Consider the following 25,478-nt stretch of genomic DNA (forward strand, 5'->3'; position numbering starts at 1 on the left):
CTTTCTCCTTAGCATTATGTTATATTCCTCATTAAGTGAATATGCTCTGATTTTAGGACAAAATACTTTTAAAAAGATTAAGAAGCCAAAATGTTATAAGAAAGTTTTTTCTTGCTCGTGTATTTTTGTTACTTTTCCTTCACCAATTTCTACGACTTTATTAGCAAGTTCAATCGTGCTTGGTCTGTGAGCAATAAGAATAATAATTTTATCCTTGCGAATGAGATGAATAGCCTCTTTGATTAAATCTTCGGTTTGTGAATCTAGCGCACTTGTTACTTCATCAAGTATGAATACATCGGGATTTTTATACATTGCCCTAGCTATGGCTATGCGTTGGCGCTGACCACCACTTAAATTCGTGCCAAATTCATCTAATATCGTGTGAATCCCTTGAGGCATAGCTTGGACATATTCATACATTTGTGCATTCTTTAGGGCTTCTATTACGCGATTTTCATCTACTTCCATACCATAGGCGACATTTTTGGCAATCGTATCATTAAAAATAAAGATTCTCTGCGTCACAATGGCAATATTTTCTCTCAAACTCTTTTGTGTGTAATCTTTGATATTTTTATCATTAATGAGAATCTCACCACTATCGCATTCATAAAGACGCAGTATGAGATTTACCAATGTGCTTTTACCACTGCCACTTTTGCCTACCAAGGCGATGATTTCATTGCGTTTAAAGTCTAGGCTAACGCCTTGCAAGGCGTGTGTTTGCTCATATGAAAAAGTTGCATTTTTGATCTTTATAGAATCTACTGGTTTATGGAGGATGTGTGTACCATCTGTAATGTTTGAAGTTTTATTAAGAATTTCAAAGATTCTATCGCTTGCAACAATAGCATTTTGCATATTACCCCAAAGATTGACAAGTTTTTTAAATGGAGTAAAGATCATAAAAAGTGCAGCAGCAAATGATCCAAACTCTTCGGCGCTAAGATTCCCAGCATGAATTTCTATTGTCGCCATATAGATGATTACAGCCAATGCTACTGCCCCAAGGAATTCCATAAGTGGAGAGGTAAGTTCTCCTACGCGCACAGATTTCATACTGATTTTAAGAAATTGTTTGTTTTGTTCTTTGAAATGTTGCGCCTCAAGAGCTTCGCCATTGCTTACTTTGATAATTTCGATATTATTAAAAATTTCTGTAAGTTTGGAGGTAATGTCTGCATTTTTTTCTTGCAAGGATCGTGCATATCTTTTCATTTTTCGGATAATGATATTTATTGGTATGATTGCCAGAGGAATGACAATAAGTCCTATAATGGCAAGTTTTGGGCTTTGATAAAAGACAACAAAGATGAGTCCAATTATCGTGCTAAATTCTCGAATAAAATCAGTAATATAGTTGGACACTGCCATACGAATGATGCCAATATCATTTGTGATTCGAGACATAAGCTCCCCACCACGCATTTTATTAAAAAAGTTTAGCTCAAGACTTAGCATATGCGTAAGCATTTTATCGCGCACTTGGCGGACAATATCTTGCCCAATAAAATTCATAAAATAAGATTGGACATAGGTGCCACCAGCTTTACCAAAATAAATAAGGATAATCAAAAGTGGCATAGCAATCGCAAGAAGATTATTTTTTGCCATATTTTCAAAGCTAAAAAATGGCGTATCTTTTGGCACTTTTCCCATAAGTGTGCCTAGCAATGGTTCAATCATATAAGTTGCCCCTGCTGTGCAGAGTGCTGCCAACAACGATGCGCCAACAGCGATTAAAAATGAAGTGTAGTGCCCCTTGATGTAGGGCAAAAAGCGTCTAAAAAATTGAATAAGAGTTTTCACTTATAGCTCAAATCCAGCATCTAAGATAGCTTCACAAATTTGCTCTTTTGTAGCAGGAGCATTAAATTCTACTTTCACGCTTTTAGCAGGTAAATCTACTTGTATGCGTTCTATACCTTCTAACTCGCCTACAAACTTTTCAAGCTTATCGACACAACCTTGACATTTCATACCATTTACACTTAATGTGATTTCCATAATCACACTCCTTTAATAAAACTTTACAGAATTGAGAATCTTCGTAACCTCGAGGCATTAAGCACAACACTTATAGAGCTAAGACTCATAGCTAATGCACAAAACATCGGATCTAAGAATATTCCAAATCCTCCCAATGCCCCGCAAGCAATGGGAATAAAGACAATATTATACCCAAAAGCCCAAAATAAATTTCCTTTTATGTTTGCAATTGTCGCTTTGCTTAGGTTGTAGGCGTTGAGGATTGCCTTTGCATTGCGATTATAGATAATAATATCAGCACAATTTTGCGCTACATCATTGCCACTTGCATATGCCATACTAACATCTGAGCTTTTGAGTGCGGCAGCATCATTGACCCCATCACCAATCATAAGAATCTGTGCGTTTGGGTTTTGTGCTTTAGTGTGCGTGATAAAGTCTAGCTTATCTTTGGGTTTTGCCTGTGCTATAACTTCTTTAATACCTAGAGTTTGTGCGCTTTGTATCGCGCTTTGTTTGGTATCGCCACTTAGCATAGTGATATGAAGATTTTGTGTGCGTAATGAATCTAGTGTAGGGATAATGTCTTGGCGTAGTAAATCGCGTAAATACAACACTCCAATAATATTATATGAATCTGCTAGATATACAATGAGTTTGGCGGATTGTTGGTAGTTTTGGTACGGATTGTGGAGGTTTGGTATGTGTTGTTGGATATATTCGAGATTGCCCAAAAGATAGGTGTTATTTTCTATTTTGCCCCGTATCCCAAATCCAGTTACAGAGTTAAATTCTTGCGCCACTTTATATGTGGCATTGTGGGTTTTGGCATATGTAATAAGTGCTTGAGCGATGATATGAGTGCTATTAGATTCTAAGCTATATACAAGCGAGAGAAATTCTTGCCTATCTATGTGAGTTTGGATATCAAAAACTTCTAGCCCTTCAGAGAGTGTGCCAGTTTTATCAAAAACGATATGTGTGATTTTACTAAGAGATTCTAGGCAACTCGCGGTTTTAAAAAATACGCCCATTTTGAGAGCTTTTGCCTTAGCATGCAAAAATGCCATAGGCGTAGCCAGTCCAAGCGCACAAGGACAAGAAATTACAAGCGTAGCAATGCATATGTCAAGTCCAAAACTAAAATCACGCATAATCCACCAAAATATTCCAGCCACAAGCGCGATACATATCACAAATGGCACAAAGACCCCAGCAATTTTATCGGCTAAAATTCCAATTGGGGCTTTAGATTGTGTGGCATTGTTGATGAGCGTAAAGATTTGGCTTAGGATTGTTTGTGCACCTACTTGCGTGGCTTGTATGATAAGTGCGCCATCAAGATTGATAGAGCCAGAAGAGAGTGAATCTCCAGCTTTTTTAAGCACAGGGATACTTTCACCATTGATGCTACTTTCATCAACGCTACTTTGCCCCTCCAACACAAACCCATCTACTACCACGACATCACCAGGTAGAATTTTAATTACATCATCTTTTTGTACCTCTTGTGCCAAGACTTCTATCCATTCATTATCTTGTGTGTGTTTAAGAATCTTTTTTTGGTTGATTTCAAGTAAAAAATTCGCACTCTTTTTAGCCTCGTCTTTGGAGGTATTTTCGATATATTTTCCAATCATCACAAAGCATAAAATCACGCTCACGCTTTCAAAATACAAATGCGCGTGAATCCCTAAGCCAAAAATATCAATCATGCCTTTGAGACTATATAAAAATGCTGCACTTGTGCCAAGTGCGATGAGTGAATCCATAGTGGGATTTCTCGCGATGAGAGCCTTAAAGCCTTTGAAATAAAAGTTTCGCCCCATATGCATAACAATGAGTGTGCTAATAAGCATAATAAGAGAATCTGCATTTATGGAAATAAGAAAATGTGAGTTAAGAAATCCAAACATCGCATTCAGCGCAAATATAAGTGTGATAAGTGTAAAAATACTAGCAAAAATGAGACGCCTTTTAGGTGGCAATAATGCAGAATCTAGAGCATTAAAACGCGCAAATATACCTTGCGGAGAATCTTGTACGCTATGGTTTGGAAGCATGCTAGGTGTATAACCAAGCTTAGCAATAAAGGTAAAAATCTCTTCTAAGCTTATTTGGGTTTCATCATAGGTAATTTGTGCTTGTTGGCTAACAAGATTAACTTGTATATCTTTGCAATAAGGTTTGCGTGAAAGTGCGCGCTCAATACCACTACTACACGCTGAACAACTCATGCCATCAATATAAAAATGTGCTTCTTTCATAATACGCCTCTAACAATATGATACATGGATATAAATTATATATAAGAGTATATAATATTACATTTTAGGAACGTTTATAATCATCTTCTAAACGCACAATATCATCTTCACCTAGATATTCACCCATTTGCACTTCTATAAGCACTAGAGGGATTTTACCCGGATTTTCTAGTCTATGTGAAGCACCCATAGGGATATATGTGGATTCATTAGCTTTTAAAAATACTTCTTTATCCCCAATTTGCACGAGCGCGCTACCACTTACTACAATCCAATGTTCGTTTCTGTGAAAGTGTTTTTGTAAGCTTAGTCTATGTTTTGGCTTAACGATAATTTGCTTGATTTTATATGTGTGAGATTCTAAAAGCACACTATAGGTTCCCCAAGGTCTGTGTGCTGTATTGTGAATCTGTGTAGATTCTGGATATGTTGTTTTGAGGATCGGGATAAGTTCTTTAATGCGTTGTGTTTGGTTTAGTGGGGCAATGAGCAAACAATCTCCACTATTGACTACCGCGAGGTTATCTATACCAATAGTTGCTACGAGTTTGTCAGAAAGAATAAAATTGTTTGTTGAATCTAATTGGACATACGCTCCTTTTGTAGCATTCCCTTTTTCATCGCTTTGCCACTCTTGTTTTAGTGCTTCAAATCCTCCCACATCATTCCATACAAAAGTCCCATCCACGCAAGCCACTTTTGTGCTTTTTTCCATGAGTGCATAATCTATACTAATTTCTTGTATATCCTCACATACTTTAGGCTCTAGGCGGATTGTGTGTGCATTTGGTGCAGTGTGTTTGCTTTGGATATAGGCTTTCGTGCAAGATTCAAGGAGTTTTGGTTCGTGGGCTTGTAATTCACGCAAAAATACATCAGCACGAAAACAAAACATACCACTATTCCAAAAATATTTACCACTTTGCAGATATTTTTGTGCTGTGGGAAGATCAGGTTTTTCGACAAATTGTTCTACAATACCATTTTGTGCCTTGATATAGCCATAGCCTGTGTGTGGTGCAGTGGGTGTAATCCCAAACGTCACAAGAAAACCTTTTTGTGCCAAATCCAAAGCTTTATATATGCATGCAAGATACTGATCTTCATCTTTGATGAGGTGATCGCTTGGCAGGGCAAGAATTATCTCATCTTCTTTTTTTTCTGTGGCTTGTAATGCAGCAAAACAAAGGGCAGGAGCAGTATTTTTGGCAAGAGATTCTAAAATATAAGAATCTATAGATATGCCAACTTCTTGTGCAATATCTTTGGCTAAAAAAAAGTGCTTGTCATTTGTGATGACACTAAAGGCGGCATTATGGGTTTTTGTGAGAATCTGATTGCGCTTTAGTGTGTGCGCAAAAAGTGTATTGCGTGAATCTGTAGCATCTTTTTGAGTGTTTGGAAGGATTGGTGCGAATTGTTTGGGAAGCAGTTCTCGTGAAAGTGGCCAAAGCCTCGTGCCAGATCCGCCACAAAGTATACTAATAGTCATAAAAAGTCTCCTTAAGATAACCGATATTGAGATACTCAATATTGCTTGAAGTTAAGTTATAATGGCAAAAATTATAGCAAACTTAGCGATAAAACGCCTTAAGGGGAGATGATGTATCAAAAAGTGTTGGCGTATTTTTCACAGATCTGTGCTATTCCTCATGGGAGCTTTCATACTCAAGAGCTTTTTTTGTATCTCACAAAGACTTTAGAAAACCTCGGATTTATAGTAAGTAGTGATGAGGCATATAATATCTATGCAAAAAAAGTAGATTCTCAAAGTACAAAGCCAGTGTGTTGTTTGCAGGGACACTATGATATGGTGTGTGTGGGTCGTGCAGCACAGAATCTAGCTATACAAACTTATGAGGAGGATATAAAAGGAGTGTCATATCTGTGCGCAAAAGATTCGAGTTTGGGCGCAGATAATGGGATTGCTTTGGCATGTATGTTGGCTCTTGGTGAGAGAATGAGTAATTTTGAAGTCCTCATCACTAGTAATGAAGAGGTAGGTATGCTAGGAGCAAAAAATCTCCATATGCTTATAGAATCTGATGTGCTACTAAATTTAGATTCTGAAGATATACATGAGATTGTGCTAGGGTGTGCAGGTGGTGTGGATATAAATGCAACGCTTCATTTAAACCCTTGTATGAGGACTTTTGATGAGATGTTTGTGATACGATCACATGGCTTTGTGGGTGGACATAGTGGTGTGGATATACACAAAAATATCCCTAATGCGATTGTGGAATTTGCGCATTTTCTTATGGACAAACCAGTGCAGATTCTTGCGTTGCATGCAGGAGAGAAGCGAAACTCTATCCCTGTGGGTGTGGAATGTGTGGTATATGGAGATAAAGATTTGTGTGCTTATGCAAATGCGCATTTTTCTATCACACGTATAGAATCTACAGAGGATTTGCAGCCTTTAGGCATTTCTATTCAAATGACACACAAAGTTTATGAAAGTAAAGACATTCTTTCGCCCATTATTGCGTTACATAGCGGAGTGTATGAAATAGAATCTAGCACCAAAAGTGTGGTAGATTCACTCAATCTCTCATGTGTGCATTTACAAGATGGGGTATTAACATTTGAGCTTTTTGCTCGTGCAAATGATGATACGAAATTAGTGCGTATGCAACGGCGTATTCACACGCTTTTAGGTGCATTTGGGTTTGGTGTGGCATATAGTGATTTTTATAGTGCGTGGCAACGCAGCATTAGCGATGATGATGCACTTTTGGCTGTACTTTTAAAGCTGTATAAGGCAAATGGGATTGCGCCATACATCACACAGATTCATGCAGGATTAGAATGTGGGATTTTGGGACAGAGGTTGCAAGAGTTACAAAAACCAAATGCTACAAAGATTCTTTCCATTGGTCCAACTATTGAGTTTCCTCATAGCACAAAGGAGCGATTGAATCTTGAAAGTTTAAGGGCTTTTGTGGCAATTTTGGAAGGGACATTACAAGCATTAGGATTGAGAGTATGAAAACATTGCGTGCAGGGATTGTTGGGGTAAGTGGCTACACAGGGGCAGATTTGGTAAAAATTCTTTATAAGCATCCTTATTTTAGATTAATCTATGTAGCAAACACCCAAGGTGGCATGCCATTAAGTGAGGTGCATAAAGAATTTTATAATGTCTTAGATTTAGAAGTTTCTAAGGCTTGTGTGCAAGATGTATGTGCGCAATGCGATGTAGTATTTTTGGCTTTACCACACAAAAGTGCTATGGAGTTTGTCAAGGCACTAAGGGCTTATGAGGGAGATTCTCAAAGGATAAAAATAGTGGATTTGAGCGCGGATTATCGTTTGAGTGCTAAGCATTATGAGGCAGTGTATTGTCCGCATATCGATATAGATGGGCTTACACATGCTGTATATGGGCTACCAGAATATGCACATAATGAAATTACTAAAGCTTCTTTGGTGGCAAATCCAGGTTGTTATCCCACTGCGACACTTTTGGCATTATTGCCATTTTTGGATTATATTGAGGGTGAGATTTTTGTTGATGCAAAAAGTGGTGTGAGTGGTGCGGGTAAAAAACTCACAGATGATACACATTATCCAAATATCAATGAAAATATTTTTAGTTATGCGCCCCTTACGCATCGCCATCAAATAGAGATTGAGGAAAAATGTGAGCGTTTTGGTAGGAAATGTGTGCGGGTGAATTTTATCCCGCATTTATGTCCCTTTACGCGCGGTATGCTTGTGAGTGTTTTTGCAACACTAAAGGAGGAATGTATGGATATAGAGCCTTTGGAGATTTTGAAGCAAACCTATAAAGATTCGCCATTTGTAAGAATCTGTTCTGAAAGTGTACGCATAAGTAATGTGCGTGGGAGTAATATGTGTGATGTGTATGCCCTCAAACGGGGTCGTGCATTGTATGTCAATAGTGCGATTGATAATCTTATGCGTGGAGCGAGTTCTCAAGCGGTAGTGAATGCAAACATAATGTGTGGTTTTGCGCCAGAATCTGGCATACCACAAGTGGGATGGTGAAATGAAAAGTGACATAAAGCCTATAGTGCTTCATGATGATGTGGTGTGCATTGCAGATTCGCATTGGAAAAATGGCGATGTAGAGCTTTTGGAATGTCTGAATGCTTTGCAAAATTCACAGGTGTTACTTATGGGTGATATTGCCCAAATGCTTGTAGGCAATCTCGCAACAAGCATAGAATCTAACAAAGCCTTGCTTGAGTGCATACAAAGACTTAGTGAACGCAGTTGTGTCTATTGGCTAGAGGGCAATCACGATTTTGGGTTACAAGCATTAGCACAGATTTTGCCACAAGTGATATTTGTGCCACGCAAACATCAGCCACTTATAGCGACTTATAAAGGTATGATAGTGAGTTTAGCACATGGCGATTTGTTTTTGAATGTCCGATATAGGTTGTATATTAATGTGCTAAATTCATGTTTTGGGTTATGGGCGTTGGGGTGTGTGGATTGGCTTTCGAATGGTTATGTATATCGCACTCTCCAAAAAAGTATAGATTCTAAGCGTATTCGTGGATTTTATGGAGAGTATGAAGCGTTTTGTGTGCGACGGGTAGAGGCTTATAAGAAATATTTTTGTAAGCGCAATGTGATGCCTCAAGCGATTATCGAGGGACATTTTCATTTGGATCATAGCACCTATGTCAATACAAAAGAAGAGAATACTTTATATGTGTGCTTACCTTCATTTTATGTTGATAGAAGAATTTTTGAGTTAGAATCCAAGATAACAGATCGTTAATGTTTTTGGAGTAGAAATGGCTAAGAAGAATCTTTTAAATCTTGCAACAAACGAAATGGAATTGGTAGATTTTCGAATCTATGAAATGCATAATAGCGAACATTATGAGGGTGTGTATGGAATTAATGTTTCTAAAGTTGATGGGGTAGTAGAATTCCCTGATCACATCTTTGATCTTCCTGCTGCACCCGATTATGTAGTTGGGACATTTGATTTGCGCGGAGAGATTCTGCCGTTAGTGGATTTGGGTAAATGGATGTGCGTGCAGACAGACCCATCACGAGTGCATAAAAAAGTGATTATAGCGAAGTTTAATAATATCAAGATTGGTTTTATTATCCACGAAGCAAAGAGAATCCGCCGTATTAATTGGAAAGATATCGAAGGTGCAGCATTTAGTGTGAGTAATGATAATCAGCGTGGGAAAATCACAGGAACAACGCGCATAGAGGATGGCAGGACATTGCTTATTCTTGATTTGGAGGGGATTTTAGATGATTGTAACTTCTATGATCCGATGAAAGCGATGATAAACGAAGATGGTAGCCAAAGAGAAGTACCAAAATTTAGCGGTACAGCTTTAATCTTAGATGATAGTCTCATAGCGCGTAAGCTTTTGCGAACCTCGCTTAAAGATGTTGGATTTGACATTGTGGAAGCTGTGAATGGTGAGGATGGCATAGAGAAATTAGAGCAGCTTTATGGGCAATATCATGATGAACTTGGTGAGCATCTAAAGATTATCGTTTCAGATGTGGAAATGCCAAAAATGGATGGCTTTCATTTTGCTGCACAAGTTAAAAACGATGATCGCTTTAAAAATATCCCAATTGTCTTTAATTCTTCTATTTGTGATAAACTTAGTGAGGAAAAAGGAAAAGAAATTGGGGCGGAGGCGTATTTGGTAAAATTTGATGCCGGATTATTTTATGACGAAATATCGCGGATTTTATCAAAATAAAAAAATTTTTTTGTTAGAATGGGAAAAGTTTAATTTTTGAAAGTGAGGTTTGGCAATGGATGATATGCAAGAAATAATGGAAGACTTTCTTATAGAAGCTTTCGAGATGGTCGAACAACTTGATCAGGATTTGGTAGAATTGGAGAGCAATCCTGAAGATTTAGATCTTCTCAATAGAATCTTCCGTGTAGCACACACAATCAAAGGCTCAAGTTCATTTTTAAATTTTGATATTTTGACAAGCCTAACTCACCATATGGAAGATGTGCTAAATAAGGCACGTCGCGCAGAATTAAAAATCACTCCCGATGTGATGGATGTAGTGTTGCAGTCTGTAGATCTTATGAAAGCGCTTTTAAGTGCGATTAGAGACAATGGGACAGATGCAAATAGTGGCATTGATATCACAGACATTGTTAAACGACTTCAAGAGGTTTCAGGAGATGGGGGTGAGCAAGAGGCTCCAGCACAAGAAGCAAGTAAGCAAGATTCTAAACCGGCCGATCAAGCACCACAAGCACCAAGTGCGCAAGCATCAGAGAATCCACTTTCTGATGAACCGGATTTAGATTATTCATCAATGAGTACTCAGCAAGTAGAAGCAGAGATTGAGAGACTTTTGAAAAAACGACAAGAAGCCGATAAGGCACGTCGAGAGGAACTCAAAAAACAGGGCGTAGCACCTAAGGTGCAGGCACCAAGTGAGCCTCAAGAAGCTCCAAAGACTGCTACTCCACAGACGCCAAAACCTGCCCCGCAAGTAGCTCCAAAAGTAGCCAAAAAAGAAGATGGTGGTGCTCCAGCAACCAATGTTGAACAAACAGTTCGCGTTGATGTGCGTCGCTTAGATCATTTGATGAATCTCATCGGAGAATTGGTGCTAGGTAAAAATAGGCTTATCCGAATCTATGGTGATGTAGAGGAACGCTATGATGGTGAAAAATTTCTCGAAGAGCTTAATCAAGTAGTGTCCTCTATATCTTCCGTGACTACGGATTTGCAACTTGCAGTTATGAAAACAAGAATGCAGCCAGTAGGCAAGGTATTTAATAAGTTTCCACGTATGGTGCGCGATCTTTCTAGAGAGCTTAATAAGAATATCGATCTCATTATCACAGGTGAAGAAACAGAGGTAGATAAGTCTATTGTGGAGGAGATTGGTGATCCATTGGTGCATATCATTAGAAACTCTTGCGATCATGGTATTGAATCTCCAGAGGATAGAGAGGCATTGGGCAAGTCTGCTATGGGAACTGTGCAACTTAAGGCTTACAATGAGGGCAATCATATTGTGATTGAAGTAACTGATGATGGTAAGGGTCTTGATGCACAAATACTTAAACAAAAAGCGATTGAAAAAGGTTTGATTAGCGAAAGAGAAGCGGATTCTATGTCGGATAAAGAGGCATTTGGAATCATTTTTAAACCAGGATTTTCTACCGCCAAAACTATCACTAATGTCTCTGGACGCGGTGTAGGAATGGATGTGGTAAAAACCAATATAGAAAAACTCAGTGGTATTATTGAAATAGAATCTGAAAAAGGCGTAGGGACAACACAGAAGCTAAAAATTCCTTTGACACTAGCAATTATGCAAGCATTGCTTGTTGGTGTGCAAGAAGAATACTATGCTATTCCGCTTTCATCAGTGATTGAAACGGTTCGCATTAGTCAAGATGAGATTTACACCGTTGATGGCAAGAGTGTGTTACGACTTCGTGATGAGGTTCTTTCGCTTGTCCGATTGGCAGATATTTTTAAGGTAGATTCTGTGCTTGAAGCGATGAGTGATGTATATGTGGTTATTATCGGATTAGCTGATCAAAAAATTGGTGTGATTGTGGATTATCTCGTAGGGCAAGAGGAAGTGGTGATTAAATCTCTTGGATATTATCTCAAAGGCATTGAAGGTATTACAGGGGCTACGGTGCGAGGCGATGGTAAGATCACATTGATTGTTGATGTTGCTGGTATGATGACGATGGCTAAGAGTGTGAAAGTGAGCATTAATAAATTGCTTGATGAGGTAGAGGCACAAAAAACCAAAAACTCGCCAAGCGACTATGTTGTCCTTGCTATTGATGATAGTAGCACCGATCGTGCTATTATGAAAAAATGTCTCAAAAAATTGGGTGTTACAGTGCTTGAGGCTTCAAATGGTTTGGAAGCCTTAGATATTGTTAAAAATGGCGATAAGCAACTTGATGCTGTGCTTGTTGATATTGAGATGCCAAAAATGGATGGTTACACATTTGCTTCAGAGGTTCGTAAATATAATAAATTTAGAAACTTGCCACTTATTGCTGTGACAAGTAGAAGTAGCAAAACTGACAGAATGCGTGGTGTAGAATCTGGTATGACAGAATATATTACAAAGCCATATACACCTGAATATCTTGCGAATGTGGTGAAGCGAAATATTAATCTTGTAACGGATGGGGAGTAAGATTATGAATGAAGAATTAAAAGAAGTATTTGAAAAACAACAAAAGAAAAAAACACAAGGCGAGGACAATACATTTTATGATGATACACTCCAAGCTATAAGCTTTATGGTAGGGAGTGAGGAGTTTGCGGTGCCTATTCTTAATGTTAAAGAAATCATTAAACCTATGGAATACACGAGAGTGCCAGGGACTCCAAATTATGTTATGGGTGTGTTTAACTTGCGCGGTGGCGTATTTCCACTTATAAACTTGCGTCTAAAATTTGGATTATCAGCTATCAAGCAAGATCAAGACACACGCTATCTTGTGGTAACATATAAAGATGAAGTTGCAGGTTTTGTGATAGACAAACTCAACGAGGCAGTGCGGATTAATCAAAGTGATATAGATCCTGTACCAGAGACTATTGGAGAAGGTGAGAATTTCATGCAAGGTATTGGTAAGCGTGAAGATAGGCTTATTACAATTTTGCGAGTTGAGAATCTTTTGAAGAAAGCTTTTTAGATTAAATAATATTTAACTTTCTTATTATTTAGTTTATTTTAAGATGAATGTTTTTATACTTTGATTTTGGTTACACCAAAATATAATACATGTAAGGGAGAAAAAGATGGCTGTTAAAATAACTGATATTTGTATTGCTTGTGGATCTTGCATTGATGAATGTCCGGTGGGAGCAATCGTAGATGATGATGATAACCCAACAGGTGAAGGCATTTATTATGTATATTCTAATAAATGCGTAGAATGCGTGGGACACAATGAACAACCTGCTTGTGCAAGTGCATGTCCCACCGATGGTTGCATTGTATGGAGTGAGCTTGGTTCAACAAACAGAGAGAATATTGGTACAGATATGAGAGATGGTACACATCCTTGTGTGTAATTTTGTAGAAACTACTTCTTTGGGGTTTTGAGATACTCAAAACCCTCCTTTTACTTTAACTTCACTTATAAAGTTCATTTTTCTAATTTCTAAATAAGTCATAAAATTAGATCTGTGTTGCTTATAGGATTCTGTGAAAAAATATTAAGAATTTTTTCTTATGTTTGTAAAGTTACTATCAATGTTGCATAGATATATGAGGTATGCTCTAAGAAAGTAGAGAGACATAAAGTGTAATGCTTGTTGATAAATTTATAAATTTATCATTTTTAACAAAAGCATAAAAGAAAATACATTATAATCTCGAAGGTATAAAACTTATGTTGAAGGTGTGTGTATGACACAAGAAGAACTCAATATGCTTATGAATAGTGATAATCTTGATGAAATTGCTACACAAGATAAAGAATCCACACCACAAGAATCTACAACAAATGAATCACCAGGTATTGATGTAGAAAATTATCGTGTGGAGGCAGATAAAAAATGGCCACCTCCGCCACCCACAGAGGATCACAAGGTCGTTCATCAGCTTGATGATGTTACTAAAGATTCTGAAGTTAAGGCTACACAGATTTTTGATCAGCTTGAAATTATGGGATCTGCAGCTGATAATGCCACAAAAAAACTCAAGCAGGTTAAGAAATTTCTAGAATCTCAAGAAGAGCTTTTTGGTAGACTTTGTGAAAGTTTTCCTCATGTGCAGACTTTTACAAAAACCATGGAGGAAATACTTAGCAATAAGAATGCAATTAAGGAAATTATAGGTTATTGCGATGATGTGAGTGATGCGTCTATGCAGGCTATGGATATTATGCAATATCAAGATATTCATCGTCAAAAAATTGAGCGTGTGATTAATGTGATGCGTGCTCTTGCACAATATATGAATTCTCTTTTTGAAGGGAAAATTGATGATAGTAAGCGTGTGAGTTCTGCTGTGTATATTTCGGGTGATAATAAAGATGATATCGCAAGTGATGATGACATTGAAGCATTAATTGCTTCGTTTGGTAATAGATAGATTTTCTCATGTTAGATTCTCAAAAAAAATGCGAACTCCTGTCTCCTGCAGGGAATTTTCAGAAATTAAAAATTGCCCTTGCGTATGGGGCAGATGTTGTGTATGGTGGTGTTAGTCATTTTTCATTGCGTTCAAGATCTGGCAAGGAATTTGATTTTGAAACTTTTGCAGAGGCAGTAAAATATACACATGCATTAGGTAAAAAAATCTATGTAACAATCAATGGTTTTCCTTTCAACGCTCAACTTAAGCTTTTAGAATCACACATTGCTAAAATGGCGGAATTACAACCTGATGCATTTATCATAGCGACTCCGGGTGTGCTTAAGCTCTCCAAAGCTATAGCACCTCAAATCCCTATCCATCTTTCCACTCAAGCCAATGTGTTAAATATTTTGGATGCGCAGGTTTTTTATGAAATGGGTGTGAAGCGCATTGTTGCGGCGCGTGAATTAAGCCTAAAAGATGCGATAGAAATAAAAAAGGCTTTACCGGATTTGGAATTAGAGATTTTTGTGCATGGTTCTATGTGTTTTGCTTTTTCTGGACGCTGTTTGATTTCTGCGTTGCAAAATGGTAGAGTTCCTAATCGTGGAAGTTGTGCTAATGATTGCCGTTTTGATTATGAATATTATGTGAGAAACCTTGAAAATAATGAGCTTGTGCGATTTGATGGACATGAATTTTATGTCAAAAATCCTGATAATGATGTGTTAATGAGACTTCAAGAGGAAGAAGGTGTAGGCACGCATATTTTTAACTCTAAGGATTTAAATCTTGCAAGCCATTTAAGAGAGATTTTGGATTCTAGCGCCATTGATGCACTTAAAATCGAGGGACGCACCAAGTCCGCGTATTATGCTGCTATCACTGCACGCACATATCGCAAAGCACTTGATGATTATTATAATGGTAGATTTGATGAAGATTGGTATCAATTTGAATTACACACATTGAAAAATCGAGGATTTAGCGATGGGTATCTTGTGCATCGTCCATATCAACGCTTTGACACACAAAATCACCAAAGCGCCATAAGTGAGGGAAGCTACCAAGTCAATGCACAAGTAGATGATAGTGGTAAGGTGGCGCTTTGTAAACATACTATTGTCCCAAACATGGCATTAGAAATTGTTGTGCCACTAGATTCAGAAATTATATGTGGTAAAAATGAGCTAGGTGAGATTTTTGAGCGTGATGGTAGATATTATATGCGATTTTTTAAGATTGTTTTAGAAAATGGCAAAGAGCTAGATTCTATCCATAGTGGCAATACAAATTCCTTCCTGTTACCATTACCGCTACCAGCACTTAGCTTTTTGCGCCAAGAGTTATAATAAGATTTAAGTATAAAAGATTTTTTGTAGTTGATTTAAGAGTGAATCTTGTGGATTAACATACGCGAGTTTTGCTCCCATACGCGAAAAATACGCACGGAGTTTTGTATCAAGGTGCGTTAAGCGCGTTTTGTATTGTGCAAGAGAGATTGTATCTTCACATGTTTCTTGTGTTTGTATATCACAAAATTGATATGTCTGCCCCAACTTTAGGAAATCTGGCTCCCATTCTTGCTTGGTTCGCACACAGAGTGCATACAATGCAAAATAATTTTTGAGAGAAATTTTTGAGATATGCGCGGTTTGTAGCTTGTAAAAATCTCCTATTATGACACCTAAGCCTTTTTTGTGTTTGTGTGCTACGATGTGATGAAAAATTTCTGTGCTATGATTGAGTTGATCTTTGGCTGAAAATGTTATATCTTGAAGTGAGTGTAGCATTGTATATATGTGCGTGGGTGTTGTGTAAATTTGTGGTGAGCGTGAGTGAAGATAATGCAATATGGGTTTTATGCCAAATTTTTGTGCGCTATGGACTAAGAGTGTGCTTAGTTGCACGATTGCAGAGAGTTTTGTAGGTGTGTATAGCAATAAACTTTGACTTGGAAGTAAAAAAATATGCAAATATGAAAGGGTTTCTTGTTGAAAGGTTTTTATCATTGGTTTGTGATATTTGAGACATGCTTTTGGAGCGAGTAATCTCGCATCTTGACCATATAGATATTCATCCAATTCAAGAAAATCACCATTTTGTGCTATGAGATTGTGCGTGTATGCATTTTGGAGATTGACAAAAGGGAGTTTTTTACCAAAGCGTAGCATATGATTTTGCTAGATTCTCTTTAGGGGATTGGCACATGCGCGATGATGGAGTCTAGGATTTTTTGTGAATCTATCCCCATGGCGAGTGCTTCAAAACTAGGCAAGATTCTGTGTGCAAATACAAAAGGTAGCACATGTAGCACATCGCTAGGACTTACATAGTCTTTGTCGTGCAAAAATGCATAGGTTTTTGCCGCAAGGCTTAGATCTAAACTTGCGCGTGGCGAAACCCCTAATCTTAATGCTTGGACATTTTCTATGAGGATATTTTGGCGTGTAGCATTGCTAAGTGCTACTATGTAGGCATATAGGCTTTCATCACAATACATTGCTTGTATCGCTTGTTTGATAGATTCTAATTCGTAGGCATCAAGGATTGGCAGAATCTCTTTGTTATGGTGTTTGTTTTGTAAGATTTGCACCTCACTTGCGCTATCAGGATAGCTTAGAGGAATTGTAAGCATAAATCGATCAAGCTGTGCTTCAGGGAGTGTGTAGACTCCTTCGGATTCTATAGGATTAGAAGTAGCGATAACTATAAAGGGATTTTGGAGTAGATAGGAATCTTCCCCTATAGTTACTTGACGCTCTTGCATAGCTTCTAGGAGGGCGGATTGGACTTTTGCGGGTGCTCTATTAATCTCATCTGCAAGCAAGATGTTGGTAAAGATTGGACCAAAACGCGTTTGCAAGTCATTTTGTTTGGGATTATACACTTGTGCTCCCAAAATATCGCTAGGGAGTAAATCTGGCGTGAATTGGATTCGCTTAAAATTAAGTTGAAGTGATTTGGCAAGGGTTTTGGCAAGAGTAGTTTTGGCAAGTCCTGGGACACTCTCTAAGAGTATATGTCCTTGTGCAAAAACACCTATAAGCACCATATCAATAAGTTTTTCTTGTCCCAATATACAGGCATTAAGCTGCTCTTTTAGCTGAAGAATCTTGTGTGTATATGTCATCAATAAGCCCCTTTTATCGCATCACATCTCGTATTGTAACATATGCTACTTAAATTATAACTTCTTTCAAACGCTCTTTGAGTGCCCTATACTCAAGCACTTCTATATAGTTTTGCAAATAACTTTGAACCCAATAGGGAAATTCTTTGCTACAACCCCAGTTATTAACGCTTTGTGGGGTAATCCCCACCATTTGGGCAAATTCTTTTTTGCTAAGGTTTGCGCGCGCTAGTAATGTTTTAAATGTTCGTTTATCCATACGCCCTATGTAGCAAAACATATTCCATAAAAAACTTAAAAAATACTCTAAAGAGTATAAATTATTATTTATAAATACTCTAAAGAGTATAAAATAAGTAATTTATAATAAAAATAATGTTATATTTTAATCATTAAAATTACCACAGGGAGAGGTTTTTATGGAATCCAAAAATACAAACGCATTAGATATGATGTCCAATCTTAAAATTAACACACAAGCACTTTTGCAGTTAGAAAAACAAGATATTGCGAAGCTAAAAAATATTGTTTTGGAATTAAAAAATAAACATTTACAAATCTTGGCTCAAACATATGAATTTCGCCAACAGCACGAATTGGAATCTAAATCTTATAATAATTAATAAAGAAACTTTATATATATACTATAAACTTTTTTTAGTATAAAACTATAAGAGTTAGGATATTTTTACTTTTTTTGGATACAATGCCACCGAAATTTTTTTAAGGAGTATTGTATGGCTACAAAACATTCTTTTCAAACTGAGATTACACAGCTTTTAGATTTGATGATACATTCTTTGTATTCTAATAAAGAGATCTTTTTGCGTGAGTTGGTAAGTAATGCCTCTGATGCGCTTGATAAGCTTTCTTATCTCACACTCACTGATGAAACATTTAAAAATCTTGCATTTAATCCGCGTATTGATATATCTTTTGATGAGAAAAAAGGTACGATTACAATCCAAGATAATGGTATTGGTATGAATGAATCTGATCTCAAAGAACATCTTGGGGTGATTGCAAAATCTGGCACCAAGAGTTTTCTCTCCCAACTCTCTGGTGATAAGAAAAAAGATTCTGCCTTGATAGGTCAATTTGGTGTAGGGTTTTATTCGGCATTTATGGTAGCAGATCGTGTAGTGGTGCAGAGCAAAAAAGCAGGAGAAGATAGGGCATATGCGTGGGTAAGTGAAGGTAAAGGTGAATATGAGATAGGCGAATGTGTGCAAGAAAATTTTGGCACACAAATCACTTTATATCTCAAAAAAGAAGAGAAACATTTTGCTTCTAGGTGGGAGATTCAAAATATTATCAATAAATATTCTGAACACATTGCTTTTCCGATTCATTTGCATTACACAGACATCGTGAGCGAAGGAGAGGGCGAAGAGAAAAAGGAAAAAAAAGAGCAAAAACAAGAACAAATTAACTCTGCAAAAGCCCTATGGACATTGCCAAAATCTGAATTAAAAGAACAAGATTATAAAGATTTTTATAAATCTTTTGCACACGATAATACAGATCCGTTGCGTTGGATTCATACCAAAGTAGAGGGCAATCTTGAATACACAACATTGTTTTATTTCCCAAAAACTGCACCTTTTGACCTCTATCGCGTGGATTATCAAAGTGGTGTGAAACTTTATGTTAAGCGCGTATTTATCACAGATGATGACAAAGAACTTTTGCCTCCATATTTGCGATTTGTGCGAGGGGTGATCGATAGTAGCGATTTACCACTAAATGTTAGCCGTGAGATTTTGCAACAAAACAAGATTCTTGCAAATATTAAATCTGCCTCTACCAAAAAGATTCTTTCTGAAATTATTTCGATGACAAAAGATGAGAATCTGTATAAAGAGTTTTATGTGCAATTTGGCAAAGTGCTAAAAGAAGGGTTGTATAATGATTATGAAAACAAAGAAAAGTTACTTGAGCTTTTGCGTTGTGATAGCCAAAATCGCGAATTTATTTCACTCAAAGCATACAAAGAATCTATGCCAAAAGAACAAAAAAGCATTTATTATGTTTTGGGCGAGCACAAAGAGATTCTAAAAAATTCACCACTTTTGGAAAAATTCAATAACAAAGGCTTTGAAGTTTTGCTTTTGAGTGATGAGATTGATGGTATGGTAATACCTATGATTGGAGAATATGACAAGACACCTCTTAAAAATATCAACGCAAAAGATGTCCTTAGCGAGATTGGTGATGAGGGCGTGAGTGATGAAGTGAAAAAAGAATTTGAATCTATCCTCAAAGGTTTTAAAGAGGCTTTGGGTGAAAAGATTGGTGAAGTAAGTCTTACAAACCTTATGCAACAAGCCCCTATAAGTCTTATCAAACAAGATGATAATCCTATGTTGGCACAACTTTTCGCACAAATGGGGCAACAAGCTCCTCAAAATAAGCCAAATGTTGAGATTAATGTCAATCACGAGATTTTTCAAAAACTCAAGGCTTCAAATGATGAGAGTAAAATCGCTAAGGTTGCTAACCTACTCTTTGGTAGTGCACTCATTGCTGAAGGAGGTAGCCTCGATCAAGGAAGTGAGTTTAGCAAACAACTCAATACACTTATGCTGGAGTGGTTAGACCAATAATAGCATAGTGTTTGTGCGAATCTAGGGCTATTTCATATGATGTGCCATTTTGTAAATCTATGAGATAGCACTGATCACTTCCTTCACGATCTATTCGCTCAGGCGGGTAATTTTTAAGACGCTCTAAGACTTCTTGTAAATTTACACATAATGCCGAAAATCCAAACATCATAAGCTTATATTGCATAGCTTCTCCCTTAGGTGATTGTGTGGCATTATGGATTGTTTTGTACAATGTCAAGATAATGAGCATAAGGGAATTAATAGGAATTTGTTACAATTGCTAGAATTTATTATACAAGGAATGCCGTGCGCCTCAATCAATACATTGCTCATAATTCAAAATTTTCACGTCGTGAGGCTGATAAGCTTATAGAATCTGGACGCGTGAAGCTCAATCACACACGAGCTACATTACAAAGTGTGTTTGGGCAACACGATAAGGTATTTATTGATGGTAAGCGTTTGTATCCAAATCAAAAATACACCGCCATTATTTATCACAAGCCCAAAGGTGAATTGGTAAGCAAAAGTGATGATAGGGGGCGAAAAGTTATTTATGATAGTCTAGATTCAAAGTTTAGGGGGTTTAGCTATGTTGGGCGATTAGATTATGCGAGTGAAGGCTTACTTATCTTAAGTGATAATAAGCAAGTTGTGCATAGCCTTAGTATGGCTCCTCTTGCACGCACTTATAATCTTAAACTCTCTGCCCCACTTACGCCAAAGCTTTTGGATTGCGTGCGTACAATGCTTGAAGAAGGTAAAAATTTTGAAATCACAAATACTAAAGGCGCACATATGCTTAATACAATTCACTCTCTTACACTTGCACCATTTTTGGATTTTGAAATTTTGCGTGATAGTGCCCTGCCACGCGTGCGTGTAGTTTTGGAGGAAGGGAAAAACCGAGAATTACGACGATTTTTTGCACAATTTGGGTATGAAATTTTAGATTTAAAGCGTGTGAGTTTTGGGTTTTGCAATCTCAATAGACTGCCTTGCGGTAAATGGCGATATTTTACAAAAGATGAATACAAGAAACTCCGCGTATTTTTAGAAAATACACAATAATATTTATGATAAACATATGCACTACACAAAAGTGTAAACTCTCCGCTAAGTAGCAGAGCTTACACAAAGTGTTACACACCTAGATACGCTTTGTATTTATCGATAGGGAGATTGGAGGCATCAGCACTAAAGATACAAAATGCTTCCTTAGGTTCTGTTCCCAAATAGTTAAAGCTATGGTAAATTGGCACAAAAATATCTTTTATTGTAGCTCCATGATGTCCATCATAGCTAGATTCTGCACCACCTGCTGTTGTTACAATCCCAAAAGTTTTACCATTTAGCATTTTTGGGTCATCGCCATATAAAATACCTGTTAAAACTCTATCTTGCCACTCTTTAAGCAAGCTTGGTGTGCTAAACCAAAAAAGCGGAAATTGGAAAATAATGGTATCTGCGTCTTTGAGAAGTGATTTTTGCGCATCTACATCGATTGTGGCGTTAGGACAAGTAAGGGTGAGATTTTCTATCGTGAGATTTGGTAACCCTTGCACAGATTCTAAAAGTGCCTTATTGACTTTGGAATTTTCCCAAAAAGTGTGGGCGAATAATATTAGCGTTTTCATAATGAGCTCCTTGGATATGTGAAATGGAAGTGGCATTATAAAAGTGGTGTGTTAATTTTTTGTTAATAGAGGCTTTAAGCTATAATTATGATGTAAATTACAAACAAAGAGTGTAAATGCGGTATGGTGTTATCTTAATATTATGCGTGGTGTATGCTTTTGGGCTTTCAAAAGATGAAGCAATACAAAAGGCGTTGAAGTTAGAGCTTTATAATCAAAAACAATGGAGAGATTTGCTACATTTTAATGGGCGAGAGAGCGAGATAGATTCACCAGAGTTTTTTTATGCCAAAGATGGTAAAAAAGATCCCAAAGCTGAGCTCATCGCGACCATACAAGCTTTTTATGCACCTATAGATTCTGTGGTGGTGCCAGAGGATTTTGTTAGTCGTGTTTCAAAGGCTAACACTCTTCTTGATGCTGCGGTTACCTCTTTGCCACGCCGATCAGCGAGCAAGGAAGATTATCACGGGATTTGTCGTTTTAGAGCAAGATTTTTTTATTTAGATTCGTTGCTACATTTTGAGGATTTACCAAATCCTGAATGCCAAGATTTTAAAGCAATGTTTGAATATGTGAATCCAAAAAGTGCAACTATTATTTTTCCCTCTGCACATATTAATTCTCCCGCTTCAATGTTTGGCCATACATTTTTGCTTTTAAACTCCGGATTTAATTCCCGCTTACTTTCTTTTGCGATTAACTACCAAGCATCGGCAGATCCCAATGTCGAAAATGGTTTTAGTTTCGCGTTTAAAGGATTACTTGGAATGTATGATGGGCGATTTTCTATCTTACCTTATTATGAAAAAATCAAAGAATATCGTGATTTTGAAAATCGTGATATATGGGAATTTGATTTAAACCTTAGCTATGATGAGGTGGTGCAAATGTATCGTCATATTTGGGAACTTGGCGATGCGTGGTCGTGGTATTATTTTTTTGATGAGAATTGTTCGTATAATATTTTGTGGCTTTTAGAGGTGGCACGTCCAAGCCTTGCATTACGCAAAAAATTTATCTACCAAGTTAATCCCCCTGAAACACTTTTTGTTATGCGTGATGCAGGGCTTATCACAAAGGAAACATATCGTCCTAGTAGGCGTTCTAAACTACTTGCGTATGAAAAGGTAATGAGTTTTGGTGATGTGAGAAAAGCAAAGCAGGTTGCTAAGGGTAAGCTTGCTCCAAGTGCTATCGCAAGTGATTCCACACTTACTTTAGATCAGAAACAATATATCTTAGAATCTAGTATTGAAATGAGTGAGTATTGGTATGCTAAAGACAAACTAGACAAAGAGGAATATACCCAAATTATTCATGATAGTGCATCTGTGCGATCGAAATTGGGCGCAAGTGAGGCAGTAGATATTCCTGTACCTAGTTCACCACTCATGGGGAATCGTGGGTTGCGCGTGAGTCCTATGTATTTTGTCAATACAGATTCTCAAAACCTCACACAACAAGGCTTAGGTTTAGATTTTCGCCTTGCTTATCATGATATTACCGACAATGATAGGGGTTATCTCACAGGTGCGCAAATTGAAGTTTTGAGAATCTTGGGTTTTAGCGGTGTAGATTCGAGGCATAAGGGTTATGCACACATTCATCAAGCAACGATTTTTTCTCTTGCATCGTTTGGTATGATGAGTAAGTTTTTTACGCCATTATCTTATCGCTTAGAGACTGGATTTTCTCGTCAATTTTTAGACAATAGCTTGCGGTATTACCTTGCGTTTGGTGGTGGTTTTTCCACTCGCATAGGAGATTATAGTTATGTCTATTATCTTTTAGAGCCCACATTATATTTTAATGTTTCTAATACTGCAGATTTTTTATTGGCTAATGCCTTTGGTATAGTGCTGGGCAATGATGGAGTGCTAAAACTTGCCCTTGAATACAAACTAAAGGGCTATGATATACATACTTTTGGGCATTATGTAAGCGCTACAGCCTCTATAAACCTCAAAGCAAACCTTGGGCTTTTTTTGACATTAGAATCTACTATGCTTCCACAGCCATACATTTCTCGCTATGGAATCCAAAGTGGCGTGAGAATCTATTTTTAGTTATAGTCTTTTAGTAGCGGATTGGTGTCAATCTCAAAATCAAAATATTCTGATACAAAATCGCTACTGCTTACTTGTTCATAATGATCCCGTGCAGCCTTAAAGTTTTTAATTTCTTGATAAAGTAAGCCTAGAGCAAATTTAGATTCTAAGTTTGTCGCAGACTCTATTTTGGAGATTTGTAGTAATGCCACGGCGTTTTCGTGTCTTCCTGCACCTAGAGCGGCTACTGCTCCCAAAAATCGCGTTTGGGGATCATCTTCTTTGAGATCATCAATAAGTGTGTTGTAATACACAAAGGCTTTTTCAAAATGCCCACTATAAATATTAAGTAGTCCCAAAACTTGCAAGATTCCGCCATTATCTGCATTAGCGCTAAGAAGTTTGCTTTCTAATTCGGGTTCGATAGTTAACAAAGTCCCTGTGATAAATGACACATAAATATACAATTCGCGTGCTAGCGAAGCTCCAAAATAAATATTTCCCATATCCAAGTCTTTTTTATAATAGAGCTCATTAAGCTCTAATGCCACTTCTTTAAGATCGCGTTTATAAAATCGCGCAAGTTCATACATGACATTTGCCACGACACCTTTTGGATATAATTTCTTAAGTGCTTCAAACCCTTCCATAACGAGTTTTGGGTCTTGCTTGGTGATACCATAGGCACTTTTTAGTGCATAATAGATAGGCTTTTTAGAATCTCCTACCCACAAAAAATCTTCAATAGGGACATTATTGAGATAGCGTAAGAATGAAAGTAAAAATGTCTTTTGCTCATCAGATTCAAAGTTAATATCTGAAAAGTCCGTGCTAATAGAGTTTAGGATTCTATCGACATTACGATATGTGAGTCTTCCTGATATGACTGCAAATAAGCCTGAAAGCACATCATTGGTGTCTAAATGATAGGCACGCAAAAAATGCGTATAGGCATTATCATAATCTCCCATTTGGGCATATATCACTCCCATATTGTAATGCAAAATTGCGTGATTTGGGTAGATTGTAAGAGCTTGAATCATATAATCTCTAGCTTTTCGTATGTTGTTTTGATATGCTTCTCTAAGTACTAGAGTGATATTTTGATTAACTTTAGCGATCCCGATACCTTCATCTAATGCGCTTTGTGCAAGTTCTATGTTATTTATTTTTGCTTGTATGCCACCTTCTTGAATCACTTCAAGGCTTTGTTTGGCATTAAAGATTTTAAGGGGTGCATAATAATACAAAATTTTGTATCCCAAAATTTGTTCATGTTCAAACCTACGATTCCAAAAATTCTCTTGTGCTTTATTGATGTCAAAAAGTTCATCTTTGAGTTTAACGTGTATAGGATAGATGCTAAGATCTGGATTTTTTTCATCTTGACGCATCATACGATTGAGAATACTAACACTTTCTTTGAAGTTACCTAGTTTTAATTCAATGAGTTGGAGGGACATAAGCGCATATGGATCTTTGGCAAATGTGCTTAGATACTCATAGAGATATTGTCGTGCTTGTTTGTATTCACCCAAACGTGCATGGAGTTGCGCAATAGCAAGATTATCCTGTTTAGTGGGTGTTTTTTTGAGTGCTGCAAGGGCATTATAATCATCATTAAATAGTAAGAAAACACGCGCAGCGAGTTTATTGTTGTGTGTTTGATAGCTTTGGGAATTTGGGTTTAATAACGAAGAGAGAGATTCAAAATAAAAACCCTTATA

General features: G+C 37.2%; 23 protein-coding genes. 13 read left to right on the top strand and 10 right to left on the bottom strand.

The window, feature by feature from the left end; translation table 11 throughout:
• Positions 1-93: 93 nt before the first annotated feature.
• From C6H22_RS01775 to C6H22_RS01790, 4 genes are all read right to left on the bottom strand, one after another.
• Positions 94-1,812 (bottom strand): ABC transporter ATP-binding protein, encoded by a 1,719-nt coding sequence (locus tag C6H22_RS01775; RefSeq protein ID WP_104693620.1) that lies wholly within the window; start codon positions 1,810-1,812, stop codon positions 94-96.
• Positions 1,813-2,010, bottom strand: coding sequence for a copper ion binding protein (locus C6H22_RS01780; protein ID WP_095627065.1), 198 nt, complete (start codon positions 2,008-2,010; stop codon positions 1,813-1,815).
• Positions 2,011-2,033: 23 nt separating this feature from the next.
• A complete protein-coding gene (locus C6H22_RS01785; protein ID WP_104693621.1) occupies positions 2,034-4,259 on the bottom strand; it encodes a heavy metal translocating P-type ATPase in 2,226 nt (741 codons plus the stop codon).
• Positions 4,260-4,323: 64 nt separating this feature from the next.
• Positions 4,324-5,751 (bottom strand): mannose-1-phosphate guanylyltransferase/mannose-6-phosphate isomerase, encoded by a 1,428-nt coding sequence (locus C6H22_RS01790; RefSeq protein ID WP_104693622.1) that lies wholly within the window; start codon positions 5,749-5,751, stop codon positions 4,324-4,326.
• A 111-nt stretch (positions 5,752-5,862) separates the two neighbouring features.
• On the opposite strand from C6H22_RS01790, the gene C6H22_RS01795 reads away from it, so the two are divergent.
• From C6H22_RS01795 to C6H22_RS01835, 9 genes are all read left to right on the top strand, one after another.
• Positions 5,863-7,251: a M20/M25/M40 family metallo-hydrolase gene (locus tag C6H22_RS01795; RefSeq protein WP_158654585.1), complete on the top strand. Its 1,389-nt coding sequence runs from the start codon at positions 5,863-5,865 to the stop codon at positions 7,249-7,251.
• On the top strand, positions 7,248-8,273 hold the full coding sequence (argC, locus tag C6H22_RS01800) for an N-acetyl-gamma-glutamyl-phosphate reductase (protein WP_104693624.1): 1,026 nt from the start codon (positions 7,248-7,250) through the stop codon (positions 8,271-8,273). Before C6H22_RS01795 ends, argC begins: the two co-directional genes overlap by 4 nt.
• Position 8,274: 1 nt before the next feature.
• Positions 8,275-9,018, top strand: a complete 744-nt coding sequence (locus C6H22_RS01805; RefSeq protein WP_104693625.1) for a metallophosphoesterase — start codon at positions 8,275-8,277, stop codon at positions 9,016-9,018.
• A 16-nt stretch (positions 9,019-9,034) separates the two neighbouring features.
• Positions 9,035-9,979, top strand: coding sequence for a chemotaxis protein CheV (locus C6H22_RS01810; protein WP_104693626.1), 945 nt, complete (start codon positions 9,035-9,037; stop codon positions 9,977-9,979).
• A gap of 55 nt (positions 9,980-10,034) precedes the next feature.
• A complete protein-coding gene (locus C6H22_RS01815; RefSeq protein ID WP_104693627.1) occupies positions 10,035-12,425 on the top strand; it encodes a chemotaxis protein CheW in 2,391 nt (796 codons plus the stop codon).
• A 4-nt stretch (positions 12,426-12,429) separates the two neighbouring features.
• On the top strand, positions 12,430-12,930 hold the full coding sequence (locus tag C6H22_RS01820) for a chemotaxis protein CheW (protein ID WP_095627057.1): 501 nt from the start codon (positions 12,430-12,432) through the stop codon (positions 12,928-12,930).
• A gap of 106 nt (positions 12,931-13,036) precedes the next feature.
• Complete coding sequence (locus C6H22_RS01825; RefSeq protein ID WP_104693628.1) at positions 13,037-13,312, top strand: DUF362 domain-containing protein; 276 nt, start codon at positions 13,037-13,039, stop codon at positions 13,310-13,312.
• Positions 13,313-13,649: 337 nt separating this feature from the next.
• Positions 13,650-14,336 (top strand): chemotaxis protein, encoded by a 687-nt coding sequence (locus C6H22_RS01830; RefSeq protein WP_104693629.1) that lies wholly within the window; start codon positions 13,650-13,652, stop codon positions 14,334-14,336.
• An 8-nt stretch (positions 14,337-14,344) separates the two neighbouring features.
• A complete protein-coding gene (locus C6H22_RS01835; protein WP_104693630.1) occupies positions 14,345-15,673 on the top strand; it encodes a peptidase U32 family protein in 1,329 nt (442 codons plus the stop codon).
• 6 nt (positions 15,674-15,679) lie between these two features.
• Here C6H22_RS01835 and C6H22_RS01840 read toward each other — a convergent pair whose 3' ends face one another.
• The 3 genes from C6H22_RS01840 to C6H22_RS01850 are packed head-to-tail and all read right to left on the bottom strand — an operon-like array spanning position 15,680 to position 17,713.
• Complete coding sequence (locus tag C6H22_RS01840) at positions 15,680-16,495, bottom strand: DUF58 domain-containing protein (RefSeq protein WP_104693631.1); 816 nt, start codon at positions 16,493-16,495, stop codon at positions 15,680-15,682.
• A 20-nt stretch (positions 16,496-16,515) separates the two neighbouring features.
• Entirely contained in the window at positions 16,516-17,454 is a 939-nt protein-coding gene (locus C6H22_RS01845) for an AAA family ATPase (RefSeq protein WP_104693632.1), read from the bottom strand.
• A 49-nt stretch (positions 17,455-17,503) separates the two neighbouring features.
• Positions 17,504-17,713: a helix-turn-helix domain-containing protein gene (locus tag C6H22_RS01850; protein ID WP_104693647.1), complete on the bottom strand. Its 210-nt coding sequence runs from the start codon at positions 17,711-17,713 to the stop codon at positions 17,504-17,506.
• A 160-nt stretch (positions 17,714-17,873) separates the two neighbouring features.
• On the opposite strand from C6H22_RS01850, the gene C6H22_RS01855 reads away from it, so the two are divergent.
• Complete coding sequence (locus C6H22_RS01855) at positions 17,874-18,077, top strand: hypothetical protein (RefSeq protein ID WP_095627051.1); 204 nt, start codon at positions 17,874-17,876, stop codon at positions 18,075-18,077.
• 114 nt (positions 18,078-18,191) lie between these two features.
• Positions 18,192-20,060, top strand: coding sequence for a molecular chaperone HtpG (gene htpG, locus C6H22_RS01860; RefSeq protein WP_104693633.1), 1,869 nt, complete (start codon positions 18,192-18,194; stop codon positions 20,058-20,060).
• Here htpG and C6H22_RS01865 read toward each other — a convergent pair.
• Positions 20,035-20,247 carry a hypothetical protein gene (locus C6H22_RS01865; protein WP_104693634.1) on the bottom strand — a complete coding sequence of 71 codons (213 nt, stop codon included), beginning with the start codon at positions 20,245-20,247 and terminating at the stop codon, positions 20,035-20,037. The genes htpG and C6H22_RS01865 overlap by 26 nt on opposite strands.
• A gap of 122 nt (positions 20,248-20,369) precedes the next feature.
• Between C6H22_RS01865 and C6H22_RS01870 the strand changes: the two genes are divergently transcribed.
• On the top strand, positions 20,370-21,134 hold the full coding sequence (locus C6H22_RS01870; protein WP_104693635.1) for a pseudouridine synthase: 765 nt from the start codon (positions 20,370-20,372) through the stop codon (positions 21,132-21,134).
• A 71-nt stretch (positions 21,135-21,205) separates the two neighbouring features.
• Here the strand turns inward: C6H22_RS01870 and C6H22_RS01875 are convergent, their stop codons facing one another.
• A complete protein-coding gene (locus C6H22_RS01875; protein WP_104693636.1) occupies positions 21,206-21,700 on the bottom strand; it encodes an NAD(P)H-dependent oxidoreductase in 495 nt (164 codons plus the stop codon).
• Between the two features lie 116 nt (positions 21,701-21,816).
• Between C6H22_RS01875 and C6H22_RS01880 the strand changes: the two genes are divergently transcribed.
• The gene (locus tag C6H22_RS01880) at positions 21,817-23,769 is read left to right on the top strand and encodes an Lnb N-terminal periplasmic domain-containing protein (protein WP_104693637.1); all 1,953 of its coding nucleotides are present in this window, start codon (positions 21,817-21,819) and stop codon (positions 23,767-23,769) included.
• Here C6H22_RS01880 and C6H22_RS01885 read toward each other — a convergent pair.
• Positions 23,766-25,478: tetratricopeptide repeat protein (locus tag C6H22_RS01885; RefSeq protein WP_104693638.1), on the bottom strand; the 1,713-nt coding region annotated here is incomplete at its 5' end. The two genes, C6H22_RS01880 and C6H22_RS01885, sit on opposite strands and share 4 nt — an antisense overlap.

The organism is Helicobacter equorum (assembly GCF_900198655.1).
GTDB lineage: Bacteria > Campylobacterota > Campylobacteria > Campylobacterales > Helicobacteraceae > Helicobacter_F > Helicobacter_F equorum.